Consider the following 16058-nt stretch of genomic DNA (forward strand, 5'->3'; position numbering starts at 1 on the left):
GCTATTCGCGATAGCCTGCCCGCTTCAGCAGCGGCAGCACACAATCGCAGAAATAGGGCAGTTCCTGTGTGTAATTGACGAAGGAAAGCGCGATGCCTTGGTAGCCTTGCTCGGCAATGGCGATCATGTCGGCCGCGATCGTTTCCGGCGTGCCGACCAGGGGATAGGTGCCGGCGCCGCCGGCGAAACGCTGCCGGTAGCGCTCATAGGCATGCTGGTCATGCGATTGCGAGAACTCCTTCTTGCCCGCCATATGGGCGTCGACCGCCTCATGATCGGCCATCGTCACCGCGTAGCGCGTATAATAGGCTTGAGCTTCTTCCATCGTCGGCCGGCACACCACATGCGCAACCGTGTAGACGCCGACATTGCGGCCCAGCCTGTCCGCCCGCTCGCTGATGTCGGCCACATGCTTGCCCGCGTCGGCCATTTCGGAAAATGTCGTGAACAGATAGTCGCATCTGGCGGCGGCGAAATCCCGGCCGGGCCCACCGAAGGCGGCGTTCATCGTCACCGGGCGCGGCACCTGCAGGCTGGCCGGCCGGCTCACTGCCTCCTTCAGGCGATAGTAGGTTCCGTCGTAATCGAGCGGGGCGTCGGATGTGTAGAGCCTTTCGAGGATCTCGATCCACTCGGCCGCCTGGTCGTAGCCCTTCTCCACCAGCGGCGTGCCGAACATGCCGAATTCCTTCGGGTTCCAGCCGCAGACGATATTGAGGCCGGCCCGGCCCTGGCTGATATGGTCGACCGTCGCCAGCGCCTTGGCGGCGTAGAGCGGGTGTACCAGCGGCACGTGCACGGTCATGAACAGGCCGATCCGCTCAGTCGCGGCGCCGAGCGCGGCCGCCCAGGTGAATGTCTCGAACGACCATTCGCGCACCTTGTTGCGGCCGCCGAAGCCCCGCCAGCGCGCGATCGGCAGCATGAATTCGAGACCCGCGCGGTCGGCTATCTGCGCCGCCGTCAGATTGTCCCGCCACCCGGCGGCCCAGCGTTCGGGCACGTCGGTGATGGCAAGGCCGCCATCCGCATTGGTCGAGAAGACGCCGAGCTTCAGTCTGTTCGGGCCTCGCAACGGATGGACTTTGATCATGTCTCTAACTCGTTCTGGAATAGGCCACGCTAGGCCCGCGCGAAAATATTTCAAGCCTGAAATAGCTTCGCCTCATCGTCGTTTGCGGGTATGAAACAGGGACACGACCGCAAGAGAGAGACATGAACGAATTTCGCCGGAAGTGCGTGGGCAGAGAAAACCTCGTCGGCTCCTTCGCAGCCATACCCCATGCCGTCGCCATCGAGGTGATGGCACAGTCCGGCCTCGATTTTCTTTGCATCGACTGGGAGCACGCTCAGATATCGCGGGATCTCGTCGAAGGCATGGTCCGGGCGGCGGATGTCCATCGCGTTCCGACCATGGTGCGTGTGCCCGGCCATGGATCCGAAGCCATAGCGGCGGCGCTGGACAGCGGCGCGCAAGGCGTGCTTGTCCCACGCGTGTCGAGCGCGGGCCAGGCCATGATGGCGGTGCAGGCTTCGCGCTACCCGCCAGCCGGCGAGCGCGGCGTCGGACCCGGGCGGGCCGCCGGCTACGGCTATCGCATCCCGGAATATCTCGCCGCCGCCAATGACAGGACCGTGGTCGCGGTTCAGGTCGAGACCGCGGAGGGTCTTGCGAATATCGAGGCCATTGCCGCTGTCGATGGCGTCGACGTGATCTTCGTCGGCCCTGGGGACCTTTCGGTGTCGATCGACGCGGTTGGGCCGACGGGCGCCGACAAGCTGGCTCAGGCGATCCGGACGATCATCGGCGTAACGGTCGCACACGGCAGAACGGCAGGCATATTTTGCGCCAAGCCGCACGACACCGGCCCATGGGCGGCCATCGGCGCCAGTTTCTTCGTCCTTGCCAGCGACACGATGTTTCTCGGTGCGGGCGCCGGTGCCGGAAAGGCGGCGGCAACCGCCGAACTCGCCCGAGCGGCACACCGTTAAACTCCGCTGCAGCGCGTCACTGGCGGCAAGGCGCGATATTTTTTAAGCTTAAAACTTTTACCTTGAAAAGTCCGAGACTTTGGATAAGCATTCAACATCGACGGTGACCGCGGCCAAGTGTGCTGCCGGTCCTGTCGCGGCGTCCAGGGTGCGAGGTTCAGTCCTTGTCGTTCATGCTGCCCCAGTCATCATCTCTGGCCAGCGCGCGTTACGCTTTCGAAGGCGTCCGCGCACAAATCCGCGATCTTCACACCGAGAACATTGCCAACCTCGCCTTGCGCGCCCGCGAACTGGGAGACGTGATCGCGCTCTGGTACGGCGAAGGCGACATGGTGACACCCGCCTTCATCCGCGACGCAGCGAAGGCGGCTTTCGACGAGGGGCTGACTTTCTACGTTCCCGACATGCGCGGCTTTGGGCCATTGAATGACGCATTGTCGGAGTACCAGACGCGCATCCATGACCAGCCGATCCCCATCGCGCGGACCACGGTTACGCCGGGTGGCATGCAGGCGCTCTATCTGGCGCTGGAACTTTTGGTCGATACCGGAACCAATGTCGTCTATGTCGCGCCGCAATGGCCGAACATCCACAACGCGATCCATCTGATCGGCGGTGAGCCACGGCCGTTTTCGCTCGATTTCAAAGGCGACTGGCAGCTCGATCTCGACCGTCTATTCGCGGCCTGCGACGCGCGGACCCGCGCGATCTTCCTGTCGACGCCATCCAACCCGACGGGCTGGACCGCGTCGCGCGAGGAGATGCAGGCGCTGCTCGAATTCAGCCGGCGCACAGGCATCTGGATCATCTCCGACGAGGTCTACGGCCGGCTCTATTTCGACGGCGACGTCGCCCCGTCGATCCTGCAGATCGCCGAGGACGGCGACAGGGTGCTTTCGGTGAACAGTTTCTCGAAAGCCTGGGCGATGACCGGCTGGCGTATCGGCTGGCTCACCCATCCGTCAGGAGTGACCGACCAGCTCGGCGCCATGACCCAATATGTCAACAGCGGCACGGCCGCTCCGATCCAGGCCGGCGCGGTTGCCGCGATCCGCCAGGGCGAACCGCTGGTCGAGGAGATCAGGCAGCGGATCACGACCGGCCTCGACCTCGCTTATGACAGACTGGCGCGGATTCCCGGCATCGTGCTGCCGGCCAGGCCGCGCGGCGGGATGTACGCGTTCTTCGCCCTGGAAGGCGAAAGCGACGCGCGACGCGCCTGCGCCCGGATTCTGGAGACGACGCGTGTCGGGCTCGCGCCCGGCCACCTGTTCGGCAACTCGGCGGCGGCATTCCTGCGCATGTGCGTCTGCCGCGACAGCGGCCAGATCGAAACGGCGCTCGACCGCATGGTCGCCGCAATGAATTGACGCCCTGCTGGAATCGGGGCGGCAAAAAACCGTGCGGGGCCAACCCGCCCGTTCAACAACAGAGGGAACAAGATATGAACTTTACCCGTCGCAACCTGCTTCTGCTAGCCGCCACCATCGGCATTGTAGCCGGCCCCGCCGCGTCTCACGCCGCTGACGTGCTCAATGTCGGCGCCTACCCGACCAATCCTCCGTTCGAGTACAAGAACGAGGGCGGCACATTCGAGGGCTTCGAGGTCGACATCGTCAACGAAGCGGCGAAGCGCGTCGGCATGACCACCGATATCGCCGACCTCGGATTCCAGGCGCTGTTCGCGGCGACAACGTCGAAGCGCATCGACGTGGCCATATCCTCCATCACGATCACCGCGGAGAGGCTGAAGTCACAGTCCTTCACCCAGCCCTACTACGATTCCGACATGGGCATCGCCACCAAGACCGACAGCGCGATCAACACCGAAGCCGACCTCAAGGGCAAGGTCGTCGGCGTCTTGTCGGGCTCGACTGGAGAAACCTGGGTCAAGGAGCATCAGCAGGCCGACGGCTTCAGCGACGTGAAGGGCTATGACACGCAGCAGAACCTGCTGCTCGACCTCAGCGCCGGACGCGTCGACGCGGCCGTCAGCGACATACCCGGCGTGCAGTACTCCTTCAAGAAAATGAAGGATCTCGTCGTCAAGGAACGCATCAAGACCGGCGAGCAATACGGCCTGATGATGACCAAGGACCATCCGCTGCTCGGCAAGCTGAACGACGCGTTGACCGCGATGAAGAAGGACGGCACGATCGCGGCGATCCACAAGAAGTGGTTCGACAGCGATGCTCCGGCCGATTCCTCCACCGTCAAGGAAATGCCGCTGCCCAAGGCCTGATCGGCTACCGGCAAACAAGCGACGTGCCGGCTCCAAAGGCCGGCACGTCCGTTTTCACGCATGACTTTCCCGGAACCCTTATCCGTTCGGCCAAGCCGATCTCAGTGTCCCCGGGTCTGGCTCCGGCGTCGTAGGGCGCAACACGGTTGGGGAATGCTCCCATGTCGCTGATCGACACTTTCTTCAATCCCGACGTCATCGCGTCCAGCCTGCCGGCGCTGTTGCGCGGCTTCCTCAATACGCTTCTGCTCGGGCTGCTCAGTATCATTATCGGCATAGTTGTCGGACTGGCGATCAGCCTGGTGCGGCTCTACGCGCCGAAGCCGCTCCGGCTGCTCGCGGTCGGCTACATCGATATCTTCCGTGCCCTGCCGGTGCTGGTGGTGCTGATCCTGATCTACTACGCGCTGCCGTTCCTCGGCATACGCCTCTCGTCATGGACATCCGCGGTGACGGCATTCGCCATCATCATGTCCGCCTATTCGGCGGAGGTGTTCCGCTCCGGCATCGAGAGCATTCCGCGCGGCCAGTTCGAGGCGGCGCAGGCGCTTGGCCTGCCGTTCGTGCTGACGCTGCGCAAGGTGGTGCTGCCGCAGGCGATCCGCGTGGTCATTCCGCCGATGACCAGCAACTGCGTCTCGATGTTCAAGGACACGTCGCTTGCCTCCACCGTGGCGTTGCCGGAATTGCTCAAGGAAGCGACCAATGCGCAGTCGCTCTATGCCAACCCCTCTCCGCTGATCGGCGCGGCCCTGGTCTACCTCGTCTTCCTCTGGCCGATGGTCCGCCTCGTCAGCCTGCTCGAGCGCCGCTTCAAGGACGAGAAGGCGCGCTGAACTCACCAACCGATCCCCAGCCATCCAAGTCTTTCGCAGGAGCCTGCCCGTGAACAAGCATCAGACCGACAATACCAACGCCGCCGCGTTCCCGGTCGAAAAGGTCCGCGCCATGTTTCCGGCGCTCCGGCAGGCGGGCGACTTCATCTTCATGGACAACGCCGCCGGCGCGCAGATCCCGCAAAGCGTGTTCGACGCGGTGACCAACCATCTGGTCGCGCACAATGTGCAGCGCGGCGGCCGCTATGGCCGCAGCGTCACCGTCGACCGGTCGGTCGCTGAGGCGCGCGAGAGCGTGGCGCTTTTGATCAACGCCTACAGCCCGTCCGAAATCTGCTTCGGCATGAACGCCACCTCGTTCATCCGTCTGGTCAGCCTCGGCATCGGCCAGATGCTTTCCAAGCACGTGGATATGGGGCGTGACGAGATCGTTGTCACCGACATGGACCACGACGCCAATATCGCCACCTGGCTGGCGTTGGAATCCGCAGGCGCAAAGTTCAAATGGTGGCGCATGCGCGAGGACGGCAACCTCCATGTCGACGACCTCGAGCCGCTGGTGTCGGAGCGCACCCGGCTCGTCGCCTGCACGGTGACGGCGCATTCGATCGGCTCGATCGTCGATGTCGCTTCGGTTGCCAGGATCGCGCATGCGGCCGGCGCCGAAGTGTTCCTCGACAGCGTGCATTACGGTCCGCACGGGTTGATCGACGTGCAGGCCTGGGATTGCGACTATCTCGTCTGTTCCGGGTACAAGAATTTCTCGCCGCATATGGGCTTCCTGTGGGGTCGCTTCGACACGCTGAAGCGGCTGCCGACCTTCCGCGAGGATTTCATTCCCGACGAGCCGCCCTACAAGGTCGAAGCCGGCACCTTCATCTACGAGAACGTCTCCGGCATGGACGCGGCGGTCCGCTATCTGGAATCGGTCGGCCGCAATTTTCTGCCCGAGAACAACCGCTCGCGCCGCGACAACATCGTCGCCGGCATGAACGCCATCCGCGACTACGAGCTGACGCTGACGCGCGAGATGTTCAAGGTGCTGAAGGCGTGCGGCGCCACGATCTACGGCGTCGCCGAGGAAGACCGCATCCACGAACGTGTGCCGACCTTCTGCTTCAACATCGGCAAGCTCTCGCCGCAAAGGATCGTCGAGGATATGGCGGCCCTGCAGATCGGCATCCGCGACGGCCATATGTATGCGCCAAGGCTGATGAAGCGGCTCAACCTGTCCATGGACAGCGGCGCAATCCGTGCCTCGCTGGTGCATTACAACACGGTCGAGGAGGTGCACCGCTTCGGCGAGACGCTGCGGGCGATTATCGCCAAGCTGTCGTGATCTGATCTCTTCGCGAGAGGGGGGCGCGAAGGATCGCCAAGCCTCCCATTCTCCTGCTCCGCCCTGGGATTGACGACGCGGGGATCAGGCCGCCTTCTTCTTCGCCAGCCTTGCCTTGATCGAGGTGATGTCGGCGCGCGGCGTCGCGGCGAAGAGCGTTTTCGTGTAGGCGTGCTTGGGGTCGGAGAAGACCTCGTCGCGCGAGCCGTATTCGACCGCCTCGCCGAAATACATCACCATGACGTCGTCGGCGATGTAGCGCACGACCGAGAGGTCGTGGCTGATGAAGACATAGGTCAGCTTGAACTCGTCCTGCAGGTCGGCGAGCAGGTTGAGCACCTGCGCCTGCACCGATAGATCGAGCGCTGATACCGGCTCGTCCAGCACCAACAGGCTGGGATTGAGCATCAGCGCGCGGGCGATGGCGATGCGCTGGCGCTGGCCGCCCGAGAACATGTGCGGATAGCGGTTGTAATGCTCCGGTCCGAGGCCGACCTTCTTCAGCATCTTCATCGCAAGGTCGCGGCGTTCCTCGGCCGGCTTGTCGGTGTTGATGAGCAACGGCTCGCCGAGCACGTCGCCGATCTTCTGGCGCGGGTTGAGCGATCCGTAAGGGTTCTGGAAGACGATCTGCACCTTGCGGCGCATCTCCTTGGTCAGCCCATCCCTGGCGATGTCGACCTTGTTGCCGTCGATGAACAGCTCGCCAGCCGTCGCCGGATCGATCAGCGTTATGATGCGTGCGAGCGTGGACTTGCCGCAGCCGCTCTCGCCGACGATGGCGAGTGTCTTGCCCTTCTCGACGCCGAAGGAGACGCCCTTCACCGCATGCACCGTGCGCGCGGGGCGGAACAGGCCGCCGCCGACATGGTAGTCGCGCACGATGTTCTTGCCTTCGACAACCTTGGTCATGCGTTGGCTCCGGTCATGCACTAGCTCCCGAGGGCGCCGGCTCGAACAGCATGTCGGAGACGGTCGGCAGACGGTCGCCGACGGCGTTCTCCGGCAGCGCCGACAGCAGCGCGCGCGTGTAGTTGCTCTTCGGGCTTTCGAACAGCGACAGCACGTCGGCCTCTTCCATCTTGCGGCCCTTGTACTGGACGATGACGCGGTCGGCGGTTTCGGCGACCACGCCCATATTGTGGGTGATCATGATCAGGCCCATGCCGTATTTGGCCTGCAGCGAGACCAGTAGATCGAGGATCTGCTTCTGGATGGTGACGTCGAGCGCCGTCGTCGGCTCGTCGGCGATCAGGAGCTTCGGATTGCAGGCGATCGCCATCGCGATCATGATGCGCTGGCATTGGCCGCCCGACATCTGGTGCGGGAAGGAATTGAGCCGCTCGGCCGGTTCGGGAATGCCGACCTGCTTCAAAAGCTCGATGGCGCGCGCGCGGCGCTGCGCCCGGTCCATGCCGAGATGGAAGCGCAACACCTCCTCGATCTGGAAGCCGACGGTGAAGCACGGATTGAGGCTGGCGATCGGCTCCTGGAAGATCATGGCAATGTCCTTGCCGATGATCCTGCGGCGCTCGGCCGGGCTGATCTTGAGGAGATCGCGGCCGCCAAACGTCATGCGGTCGGCGGTGACGGTGGCGGTCCACGGAAGCAAGCCCATCACCGCCAGCATCGACACCGACTTGCCGGAGCCGGACTCGCCGACGATGGCGAGCACCTCGCGCTCGTCGACATGGAGCGATACGCCGTCGACGGCGCGGAACGGGCCTGAGGCGGTCTGGAATTCGACGACGAGGTTGTGGATGTCGAGCAATGCCATTACGACCTCCTGAGCTTCGGATCGAGCGCGTCGCGCAAGCCGTCGCCGATCAGGTTGATGGCGAGCACGGTAATCAGGATGGCGAGGCCAGGGAAGGTCACCACCCACCAGGCGCGCAGGATGAACTCGCGCGCCGAGGCCAGCATGGTGCCCCATTCCGGCGTCGGCGGCTGCGCGCCGAGGCCGAGGAAGCCAAGTGCTGCGGCTTCCAGGATGGCGTTCGAGAAGGACAGCGTGCCCTGGACGATCAGCGGCGCCAGGCAGTTCGGCAGGATGGTGCGAAGCATCAGGCGCAGATGTCCGGCGCCCGCGACCTTGGCCGCCACAACATATTCGCGGCTCTTCTCGGCCATGACGGCGGCTCGCACGAGGCGGGCGAAATGCGGCTGCAGCACCAGGGAGATCGCCAGCATCGCATTGAACAGGCCAGGACCGAGGATGGTGACAAGCACCAGCGCCAGAAGCAACGACGGGAAAGCCAGGATCAGGTCCATGACGCGCATGATCGCGACGTCGACCCAGCCACGGAAATAACCGGCAAGCAGGCCGAGCGTGATGCCGCCGGTGAGCGCCAGCGTGACCACGACCGCGCCGATCAGCAGCGAGAAGCGCGCCCCGTAGAGCAGGCGCGAGAGGATGTCTCGGCCGACCGGATCGGTGCCGAGCAGATATTGGGTGCTGCCGCCCGTCTGCCAGGCCGGCGGCCGGAGGAACGCGGTCTTGTCCTGCACGTCGGGCGCGTAGGGCGCAAGCAGCGGCGCGAAGAGCGCGGCCAGCACCAAAAGGATGAAGACGAACAGGCCGATGACAGCGCCGCGGTTCACCGAGAAATAGTGCCAGAAGGTCTTGAAGCCGGTCAGTCGGTCCGGGCTGCCGGCGGCCATGGGGGCGATTTCGGTCGACTGGCTCATCACGCCGCCCTGATACGCGGGTTGATGACGGCGTAGAGCACGTCGACGATGAGGTTCACGGCCATGACGATGAGCGCGATCAAAAGCAGCCCTGACTGCACGACGACATAGTCGCGCTTGAAGATGGAATCGACCATCCACTTGCCGATGCCCGGCCAGGCGAAGATGGTCTCGGTAAGGATGGCGCCGGCAAGCAGCGTGCCGACCTGCAGGCCGATGGTGGTGACCACCGGGATCAGCGCGTTGCGCAGGGCATGCACGCCGATGACGCGGGCGGCGGAAAGGCCCTTGGCGCGGGCGGTGCGGACGTAGTCCTCGCCCAGCACCTCGAGCATGGCCGAGCGCGTCTGGCGGGCGATCACCGCCAGCGGAATGGTGCCGAGCACGATCGCCGGCAGGACGAGATGGCTGAGCGCCGAGCGCAGCGCGTCCCACTTGCCGTAGAGAATGCTGTCGATGGTCATGAAGCCGGTGATCGGCTTCAGAAAGAACTGCAGGCCCATGCGGCCCGATACCGGCGTCCAGCCGAGATAGCCGGAAAAGAAGATGATGAGCAGCAGGCCCCACCAGAAGATCGGCATGGAATAGCCGACAAGGGCAGTGCCCATCAGCGACTGGTCGAACCATGAGCCGCGCTTGACGGCCGCGAATATGCCGGCCGGAATGCCGATCACCATGGCGAAGATCATGGCGAAGAAGGACAGTTCCAGCGTCGCCGGGAAGAGCGTCTTGAACTCTTCCATCACCGGGCGCTTGGATGAAATGGAAACGCCGAAATCGCCGGTGGCGACCTCGCCGACATAGCGCGCGTACTGCTCCCAGATCGGCAGATTGTAGCCGAACTGTTCCTTGAGCTCTTCGTAGCGCGCCGGCGATACGCCATGCTCGCCGGCCATGGCCAGGATCGGATCGCCGGGCAGCAGCCGGACGAAAGCGAAGGCGCAGATGGTGATGCCGACCAGGGTCGGGATCAGGAGGGCGATTTTGTTGAGAAGATATCGGAGCATCGTCAAATGGAATGGGGCGGCGCTGGAATTTGCGCCGCCCCGTTCGCAATATTACTCGGACTTGTCAACGCCGTCGAAGCGGTGAATGCCGAGCGGGTCCATCTTGTAGCCGGTGACGTTGTTGCGAACGACCGAGTAGACCTGGCTGTGGGCCAGGAGGAAGGCGGGCGCCTGCTTGGCGAAGATCACCTGCGCCTGCTCATAGAGCTTGGTGCGCTCGCCCTGGTCGCTGGTCTTCTTGGCCTTCTGGATCAGGTCCTCGAAGTCCTTGTCGCACCAGCTCGAGTAGTTCGACACACCGATGGCCGAGCAGGCAAAGAGGGTGGCGAAGAAGTTGTCCGGATCGCCGTTGTCGCCGGTCCAGCCGATCTGGAAGGCGCCGGGACGCTCTTTCTTCTTGCCTTCCTCGCGATACTTCGTCCACTCGTAGTTGACGATTTCGGCCTTGACGCCGACCTTGGCCCAGTCGGCCTGGATCAGTTCGGCCGCGCGCTGGAAGTTCGGGTTGTAAGGACGAACGCGGTCGGAGGCCCAGAGCTGGATTTCCTTCAGACCGGCATCGGCCAGCACCTTCTTGGCCGCTTCCGGATCATAGGAATCGAACTTCACGTCCTTGTCCCAAGACCACATGGTCGGCGGGATCAGGTTCTGGGCAGGCGTAGCACCGGCATCCTGGAACAGCGACTTGATCAGGGCTTCCCGGTCGATCGCCTGATTGAGCGCATGGCGAACCTCGGGCTTGTCGAGCGGCGGGATCGTCGTGTTGTAGCTCATATAGCCGATGTTGAGGCCGGCCTGATCGAGCAGGGTCACGTCCTTGTTGGCCTTGATGGTGGCGATGTCGGCCGGGTTCGGATAGGGAGCCACGTCGCATTCGCCGGCCAGCACCTTCTGGATGCGGGCGGTCGCGTCAGGCGTGATGGCGAAGACCAGATCGTCGATCTTCTCCTTGCCCTTGAAGTAGTCGGGGTTGGCCGCGTAGCGGATGACCGAATCCAGCTGGTAGTCGACGAACTGGAAGGGGCCGGTGCCGATCGGCTTGGTCGAGAAGTCGGCCATCTTGCCGTCCTTCTCGAGCTGGTCGGCATATTCCTTCGACACGATCGAGGCGAAGTCCATGCCGAGATTGGCCAGCATCGGCGCGTTCGGCTCGGTCAGCGTCAGCTTGACGGTGAGGTCGTCGACCTTTTCCCACTTGGCGACATATTTCGGCATGTCCATGCCGGTGTAGTAGTCCCAGGTCAGGTTCGGCAGATACTTCTCGCCGTTCCACGGATTCTGCTTGTTGAACTGGCGGTCGAACGAGAAGACGACGTCATCGGCATTGAGGTCGCGGGTCGGCTTGAAATAGTCGGTGGTCTGGAACTTCACGCCCGGATGCAGGTGGAAAGTATAGACCAGGCCGTCATCCGAGATTTCCCATTTGTCGGCAAGGCCGGGCTCGATCTCGGTGCCGCCATGCTTGAACTCGACCAGACGCGAATAGACGGTGCGCGACGAGGCGTCGAAGTCGTTACCGCCCGTCGTCGTACCCGGGTCGAAATTGGCCGGCGACGCTTCCGAGCAATAGACAAGCGTCTTTGCATTGGCCATGCCACCCAGGACGCTTGCAGCCAGCAACGCGGCTGCAAAAGTCATTGTCTTTTTCATTGAGCACTCCCTGATGTTCTTCCAAGCCCCTCTATCAGGCTCGAGAAGCGCGCATATAAGCACCGTTTTTAGGGCTTTGGAACACCCCGTTTGCGTACCCCATGGTAAGCAGGAAAAGAATCCGGATTTTCCTCAAATAGCGGAAATAGTGAGTAGAATTTTCCGCTCACGACATTGTTAACGACCGCATTTTTTTATTGATCGATCCCCTCCCGAAATCAGATCCGGGAGCTTCCCGCCCGCAATCCGGCTCGCAATCGGCGCGCAGTTCAAGCGACGGTTGGAGGAACAGGTTTCGACGGCAAATCTTTCCGCCGCTGCCGCTGGGGCAAGACTTGCACGGCCGCCGATAGACGCAATACATAGACGGCATGCCGGATTTCTTGGGGAATCCGCAATCGGCGCCAGCGGAGGAGGCCTCTGACATTGGAGGCGGGCGCGACACGAGACTGTGAGACCAAGGATACCAGGGAGGGATTTGGTGGCAAAAGCAGCAAAGACAACGCCCCCGGCGAAGGCAAAAGCCAAGGCCGCGGCCGCTAATGCCGGCGCGCCCAAGGCTTCACCTTCCAAGGCCGCTTCACCAGCCAAAGCGTCTTCACCTGCAAAGGCCACCTCCAAGCCGAAGGCCGCTGCAACGAGCCCCAAATCCGCCACCAAGGCTGCAACCACAAAGACCGACAAGCCGGCGGCCGCCGGCAAGCCCACAACCGCAAAACCGGCCTCGGCGCCGGCTAGGCGGCTGCCGAAGGCGATCACGGAGCTCACCGCCGGGCTGCCGGAGAAGCCGTGGCTGAAAAACTATCCGAAGAACATGCCGGCCGAGATCGGCCCGCTGCCCTACAATTCCATCGGCGACTTCCTGGTCGGTGCCTGCAAGCAGTTTTCCGCCCAGCCGGCATATGTGTGCATGGGTAAGTCGATTTCCTACGCCGAGCTCGAGCGGCTTTCGGCCGCCTTTGGCGCCTTTCTGCAGTCGAAAGGCTTGGAGAAGGGCGCTCGCGTGGCGCTGATGATGCCGAACGTGCTGCAATATCCGGTGGCGATGATGGCGGTGCTTCGCGCCGGCTTCACGGTGGTGAACGTCAACCCGCTCTACACGCCGCGCGAGCTGGAGCATCAGCTCAAGGATTCCGGCGCGCAGGCCATCGTCATCCTGGAAAACTTCGCCAACACGCTGCAGGCGGTCATCGCCAGGACGCCGGTCAAGCATGTGGTGGTGGCGGCGATGGGCGACCTGCTGGGCGGCCTCAAGGGCACGATCGTCAATCTCGTCGTTCGGCGGGTGAAGAAGATGGTTCCCGCCTGGTCTCTGCCCGGCCATGTCCGGTTCAACGCCGCGCTGAAGGCCGGCTCCGCAAGCGCCTTCAAGCCGGCGGCGGTTTCGGGCGACGATATCGCCTTCCTGCAATATACGGGAGGCACGACGGGCATTTCGAAGGGCGCGACGCTGCTGCACCGGAACGTGTTGTCCAACGTGGCGCAGAATTCGCTCTGGGTGGAGGATGCCTACAGGTTCAAGCCGAAGCCGGCCCACCAAAACTTCATCTGCGCGCTGCCGCTTTACCATATCTTCGCGCTGACGGTGAACGCGCTGATGGGCATGCAGCAAGGTGCCCAGAACGTGCTCATCCCGAACCCGCGCGACATTCCGGGCTTCGTCAAGGAACTGCAGAAATATCCGGCTCACATCTTCCCCGGCCTCAACACGCTGTTCAACGCGCTGCTCAACAACGAGGATTTCCGCAAGCTCGACTTCAAGCCGCTGATCCTGACGCTTGGCGGCGGCATGGCGGTGCAGAAGGGCGTGGCCGAGCGCTGGAAGGCGCTGACCGGTTGTCCGGTGAGCGAAGGCTACGGGCTTTCGGAAACCTCGCCGGTGGCGACCGCCAACAAGTTCAGCTCCAGCGAGTTCACCGGCACGATCGGCCTGCCGCTGCCTTCGACCGAGATCGCCATCCGCGACGACGACGGCAACAACGTGCCGCTCGGCGAAGTCGGCGAGATCTGCATCCGCGGGCCGCAGGTGATGGCTGGCTACTGGAACCGGCCCGACGAGACCGCCAAGGTGATGACCAGGGACGGGTTCTTCAAGTCGGGCGACATGGGTTTCATGGACGAGCGCGGCTACACCAAGATCGTCGACCGCAAGAAGGACATGATCCTGGTCTCCGGCTTCAACGTCTATCCGAACGAGTTGGAAGAGGTCGTCGCGCAGCATCCCGGCGTGCTCGAGGCGGCGGCGATCGGCGTGCCTGACGAACATTCCGGCGAGGTGCCGAAACTGTTCGTGGTCAAGAAGGATCCGGCGCTCACCGTCGAGACGCTGACCGCCTATTGCCGCGAGAACCTGACCGGCTACAAGCGGCCGAGATACATCGAATTCCGCACCGAACTGCCGAAGACACCGGTCGGCAAGATCCTGCGGCGCGCATTGCGGGAATAGATTTGAGCGAACACGCTGCCGACGTGGCGCCGGCGCGCCGCGGAAGCCCCGATCCGGCGGAATTCATCAAGGCGAACATGCGGCTAACGCCGGTGCCGTCGCTGCCCGAAATCCGCCTCTACATGGCCCACCCTGGCAGCGGGCTGAGGCGGCTGCTGGAACCGGACGGCGACGCCGAGGAAAGCGCGGCCGAACCGCCCTACTGGGCCTATGCCTGGGCGGGCGGCGCCGTGCTGGCGCGCTATGTGCTCGACCGGCCTTCGATCGTGATGGACCGCCGCGTGCTCGATCTCGGCGCCGGCTCGGGGCTGGTCGGCATCGCCGCGGCCAAAGCCGGCGCGCGCGAGGTGCTCGCGACGGAAATCGATTGCAACGGCGTCGTCGCGCTCGGCCTCAACGCGGCGGCCAACGGCGTCGTCATCACGACAATGGGCGAGGATATTACAGCCGGGCCGCCGCCGGCGGTCGACCTGGTGCTGGCCGGCGACGTCTTCTACGGGCAGGCGGTGGCGCGGCGGGTCATCCCCTTCCTCGACCGCTGCCTCGCCGCCGGCATCGAGGTGCTGGTCGGCGATCCGGGCCGCGCCTGGCTGCCCAGGGCGCGGCTTCGCCTGCTTGGCGAGTATCAGGTGCCCGATGTCGGCGGAAACGGCGGCGGCGCGCCGAAGCCGAGTGGGGTGTTTGCGTTTGAACTGAAATCCTCAAACTAGATCTTTCAAGCAGCCCAGGCGGAAACTGCTCCTCAAAGAGAGAGCCCAACCATGATCAGCTTCGTCACAATCTTTGCTCATGATATCGAGCGCACGGCTGACATCTATCGCCTGCTCGGGTGTGAATTCGTGACGGAACGGCATGGGTCAGGACCCGAGCATCTGGCCTGCACGAGCGGCGCGACGGTTCTTGAAATCTATCCCGGCAAGGATGTCGTCGGCTCCGGGATCATGATCGGCGTGGACGTCGCCAATCTTGACCATGCTCGAGAGAGCGTGCTGGCGGCGGGCATTCCGTTATGGCGGGACGTTGAACCCGGCATGCGCCGCATGATCGTGAAGGACCCTGAAGGCCGCAGTATTTTCGTTCGCGAAGGTTCGTGAGGCGCTCCCCAACGGACGGCTGCACGTTTCCCACGCTAGCCCGCCGGCACGCTCACCCGCGCCGACAGGAAATCCGGCAGGTCGGCCACCGAATCCAGGATGACGTCGGCGATCGGCGACAGCGAGTCGCGCGTGCCGGTGCCGGAGAGAACACCAACCGCCAGCCCGCAGCCGCCGGCGCGCGCCATTTCGAGATCATGGCGGTTGTCGCCGACCATGGCGATCTCGCTTGGCTTCAGCCCCGTCAGGTCGCAGAAGGCAACAACGGTGTCGGGCGCCGGCTTCGGGTTCGCCACGGCATCATAGCCAAAGGCGGCCTCGAAGAGCTGCGCGACGCCGAGCGTGGCAAGCGTCTTCTCGGCACCGCTGGTGGAATCGTTGGTGGCGACGCCCATGCGGAAGGATTTCTTGTGCAGCGTCCTCAGCGAATCGATGATCCCGGGAAGCGCGACCGCCATCGATGAGCCCTGCACCGAGGTGATCTCGTTGAAGCGGGAAACGGCCAGCATCTGATCCTCGTCGGACAGGCGCGGGAACCAGAGCTCCACGACATCCATGTTCGAACCGGAAGCAAAGATCGAGTCGGGCTTGAAGCGCTTGCTGACGAAATCGAAGCCGGCGGCGGCCAGCAGCCGGTCGGCCTTCCAGCGGTCGCCCTCGGCGGCGTCCATGGCCATGAAATCGGCTATGCCGAGCCAGGTTGCGTTGAAATCGACAAGCGTGCCGTCCTTGTCGAATAGAATTCCCTTGATGTCCGCCAAGCC

General features: G+C 63.6%; 15 protein-coding genes. 8 read left to right on the plus strand and 7 right to left on the minus strand.

What is annotated here, in order from left to right:
• Position 1: 1 nt before the first annotated feature.
• Complete coding sequence (locus EJ070_RS05600) at positions 2-1093, minus strand: LLM class flavin-dependent oxidoreductase (protein ID WP_126090433.1); 1092 nt, start codon at positions 1091-1093, stop codon at positions 2-4.
• A gap of 122 nt (positions 1094-1215) precedes the next feature.
• On the opposite strand from EJ070_RS05600, the gene EJ070_RS05605 reads away from it, so the two are divergent.
• From EJ070_RS05605 to EJ070_RS05625, 5 genes are all read left to right on the plus strand, one after another.
• On the plus strand, positions 1216-1992 hold the full coding sequence (locus EJ070_RS05605; protein ID WP_126090434.1) for an HpcH/HpaI aldolase/citrate lyase family protein: 777 nt from the start codon (positions 1216-1218) through the stop codon (positions 1990-1992).
• 173 nt (positions 1993-2165) lie between these two features.
• Positions 2166-3362 carry a pyridoxal phosphate-dependent aminotransferase gene (locus tag EJ070_RS05610; RefSeq protein ID WP_189350598.1) on the plus strand — a complete coding sequence of 399 codons (1197 nt, stop codon included), beginning with the start codon at positions 2166-2168 and terminating at the stop codon, positions 3360-3362.
• A 74-nt stretch (positions 3363-3436) separates the two neighbouring features.
• Entirely contained in the window at positions 3437-4234 is a 798-nt protein-coding gene (locus tag EJ070_RS05615; protein WP_126090436.1) for an ABC transporter substrate-binding protein, read from the plus strand.
• A 161-nt stretch (positions 4235-4395) separates the two neighbouring features.
• Entirely contained in the window at positions 4396-5070 is a 675-nt protein-coding gene (locus EJ070_RS05620; RefSeq protein ID WP_126090437.1) for an amino acid ABC transporter permease, read from the plus strand.
• Between the two features lie 49 nt (positions 5071-5119).
• Positions 5120-6409 (plus strand): cysteine desulfurase-like protein, encoded by a 1290-nt coding sequence (locus EJ070_RS05625; protein WP_126090438.1) that lies wholly within the window; start codon positions 5120-5122, stop codon positions 6407-6409.
• An 84-nt stretch (positions 6410-6493) separates the two neighbouring features.
• On the opposite strand, the gene EJ070_RS05630 is transcribed toward EJ070_RS05625, so the two are convergent.
• From EJ070_RS05630 to EJ070_RS05650, 5 genes are read right to left on the minus strand one after another with little or no spacing between them, the layout of a single operon-like run.
• On the minus strand, positions 6494-7321 hold the full coding sequence (locus EJ070_RS05630; protein ID WP_126090439.1) for a dipeptide ABC transporter ATP-binding protein: 828 nt from the start codon (positions 7319-7321) through the stop codon (positions 6494-6496).
• A 13-nt stretch (positions 7322-7334) separates the two neighbouring features.
• Entirely contained in the window at positions 7335-8186 is an 852-nt protein-coding gene (locus tag EJ070_RS05635) for an ABC transporter ATP-binding protein (RefSeq protein WP_126090440.1), read from the minus strand.
• Entirely contained in the window at positions 8186-9070 is an 885-nt protein-coding gene (locus EJ070_RS05640; protein ID WP_245464923.1) for an ABC transporter permease subunit, read from the minus strand. Before EJ070_RS05640 ends, EJ070_RS05635 begins: the two co-directional genes overlap by 1 nt.
• 26 nt (positions 9071-9096) lie before the next feature.
• Entirely contained in the window at positions 9097-10104 is a 1008-nt protein-coding gene (locus tag EJ070_RS05645) for an ABC transporter permease subunit (protein ID WP_126090442.1), read from the minus strand.
• A 51-nt stretch (positions 10105-10155) separates the two neighbouring features.
• Positions 10156-11754: an ABC transporter substrate-binding protein gene (locus tag EJ070_RS05650; protein WP_126090443.1), complete on the minus strand. Its 1599-nt coding sequence runs from the start codon at positions 11752-11754 to the stop codon at positions 10156-10158.
• A gap of 481 nt (positions 11755-12235) precedes the next feature.
• Between EJ070_RS05650 and EJ070_RS05655 the strand changes: the two genes are divergently transcribed.
• The 3 genes from EJ070_RS05655 to EJ070_RS05665 all read left to right on the plus strand — a co-directional run bounded on the left by EJ070_RS05655 (position 12236) and on the right by EJ070_RS05665 (position 15294).
• Positions 12236-14200 carry a long-chain fatty acid--CoA ligase gene (locus tag EJ070_RS05655; protein WP_126090444.1) on the plus strand — a complete coding sequence of 655 codons (1965 nt, stop codon included), beginning with the start codon at positions 12236-12238 and terminating at the stop codon, positions 14198-14200.
• A gap of 77 nt (positions 14201-14277) precedes the next feature.
• Entirely contained in the window at positions 14278-14910 is a 633-nt protein-coding gene (locus EJ070_RS05660; protein ID WP_126095651.1) for a 50S ribosomal protein L11 methyltransferase, read from the plus strand.
• A gap of 51 nt (positions 14911-14961) precedes the next feature.
• Positions 14962-15294, plus strand: coding sequence for a glyoxalase (locus EJ070_RS05665; RefSeq protein ID WP_126090445.1), 333 nt, complete (start codon positions 14962-14964; stop codon positions 15292-15294).
• 35 nt (positions 15295-15329) lie between these two features.
• Here EJ070_RS05665 and EJ070_RS05670 read toward each other — a convergent pair whose 3' ends face one another.
• Positions 15330-16055, minus strand: a complete 726-nt coding sequence (locus tag EJ070_RS05670) for an HAD family hydrolase (RefSeq protein WP_126090446.1) — start codon at positions 16053-16055, stop codon at positions 15330-15332.
• Positions 16056-16058 lie beyond the last annotated feature (3 nt).

This window comes from Mesorhizobium sp. M1E.F.Ca.ET.045.02.1.1 (assembly GCF_003952485.1).
In the GTDB taxonomy this organism is placed as follows: Bacteria; Pseudomonadota; Alphaproteobacteria; order Rhizobiales; family Rhizobiaceae; genus Mesorhizobium.